The organism is Neisseria viridiae (genome assembly GCF_962747995.1).
GTDB classification, from domain to species: Bacteria; Pseudomonadota; Gammaproteobacteria; order Burkholderiales; family Neisseriaceae; genus Neisseria; species Neisseria viridiae.
In genome coordinates this window covers 1-2130 of sequence record NZ_CAUJAJ010000035.1, presented here as the reverse complement: position 1 = coordinate 2130, position 2130 = coordinate 1, and the positions used below count along the sequence as shown (strand labels likewise).

General features: G+C 45.3%; 1 protein-coding gene. It reads left to right on the top strand.

Annotated features, from left to right (window positions below):
- Positions 1-105: 105 nt before the first annotated feature.
- A partial coding sequence (locus Q9J79_RS10235; RefSeq protein WP_304685321.1) for a pertactin-like passenger domain-containing protein occupies positions 106-2130 on the top strand: 2025 nt, incomplete at its 3' end.

Here is a 2130-nt window from a genome sequence, read left to right as displayed (position 1 = left end):
AAAAAAAAAAAATTTTTTTTTTTTTTTTTTTTTTTTTTTTTTTTGGCGTGTCAATGATTTAAGCATATAATGATAAAAATCACATACCTTTAAAATGGAAAACTGATGAAACAGAAGAAGACAGTTCAATGCATCTTACTTGGTTTTGCAGCCGCTTCTATGCACGCGCAAGGGGCGGACGCTGCAAGCAGTGGAACGATAGAGAAGACAGACAAATACACCCTCGTCCTCGCACAAGGAGGGCAAGAGAACAACTACACCTACGATGGCGAAACCGAAGTCAAACCCTTAAATTCCCTCATCATTGCCGCCAACGGCGGTACGAACAACATTACGATAAAAGGCAAATTGGCAGACGGCTCTGCCGATGTCTCGCCGACGATTGACAATAAATCGCTTGAAACAAAGATAGACCGTCCAGGTTATTCGTACGATTTAAGCGAAAAAAGCGGGGAGAAGAGAGGCGGCGTGGTGATGTTGGCGGATCAAAGCTATGAGGGCAAAAATAACGTTACTTTTGAAAACGTAACCATAGCCTCCCATAACGCGAATGCCGGCATTTTGTCTTATGACGGAATCAATACTAGTGTAGCCGACAGCTTGGCACCGGCAACGCTTACCTTTAAAGGGCGCAATACCATCAATATGGACGCGGACTCAAATACCAACTCTCGTAACGAAGGTATCCTATTGTTTAATAATGGTGAAAAAGTGGGGAACTATCATTTTGTTTCCGAAGAAGGCTCGACACTGGACATCAACATCAAATCAGGAAAAGAGGTAGGGCAAGGCATTACCGCCAATCACTATAGTAGCACTCGACCCAACCCTGATTTTCCAAGTATCACCACAATGGAGTTTAAGGGCGACGTAAACATTAAAATCGATAGGAATGGACAGGACGAGGCGGAAAGCAACGGTTTTGGTTTGTATTCAGGTGCATATGGCAAGACTCCGGAAGGTTCTAAGATGGAAGCGGTTTTCCGTGGAAACGTCAATATCGATGTAACGCCGGTTTATGACGGGCAGGGCAGGCCGAAAAGCATAGGCAGCGCGTTTGCGATTGACGGGAAAAACAGCAAAGTCGAGGTTGTAGGCGGGGAAGACAAGGTTGTCAAAATCAAAGGCGATATTTTCGCCTACAACGGCGGCAGCGTGAGCGTAAACCTCGCCAACAAAGATTCTTATTTTGAAGGGGAAGCCCATATCGGGAAAAGGAGCTTTGCCAAAGGGAAAGATATGTTCGGCGAAACCGTGGATGCGGACGGGAATGTACTGCCCACGGAACAAAGTATCGACAGTACAAGGAAAAGTCTAGTTAAAAAGCAGGAAGGCTTGTCCAAGCTGGATGACGAATTGGCTAAACTCAAGGAAGAATTGGCTAAACTCAATGAAAATGACCCAAAAGAAAAAGAAAAAAAAGAAAAACAAATAAAAGCAAAAGAGAGATCAAAAGAAAGCCGAATAAAAAGTATTGCGAGAGACGAAGAAAAAATCAAAGAATATGAAGATTTCTTCGATGAAAACGGTTGGATTAAAGACAGCGCGATCGACGACAAGACAAACAACACCGTCAACCTCAAAATAAGCAACGGCGCGCGCTGGAGGGTTACCAATGATTCGATGCTGAAAGAGTTGGATTTGTCGGAAGGCGCGCAGGTCGAATTTAGCGACAACAACAAATTTGTCAAAGTGTCCGTGAGCAAGCTCAAGGGTGATGGCGGCGTGTTCAAAATGTATGGCGACATCGTCAAAGGCGAATCGGACAAGCTGATTACCCGAAAAGGCAGCGAAGGGACGTACATTATCGAATATGAAGACAATGCCAAGGCAAAAACGACGGGCAGGGAGTTTTTAAAGCTGGTCGAAAACAAAGGCAATCAAGAAGACAATAAAGCATCATACAAATTGAATGTCCGCTGTACGGAACAGGGAGGGTGGTGTTTTGACTTGGGCGAGTCGGATGCTTCCAAAAAGGTCAATATTTCCGCAGACGGCAAGCGGGATTTCTACCTCTACCCGTCAACATTGTCGACGGGCGCATCGAGCAGCGTCCTCTTCGGCGAGGCGTTATATCAGTTGAACGCGGTTTCCGATGAAACGCTGGTGCAGCGTATGGGCGAAATCCAC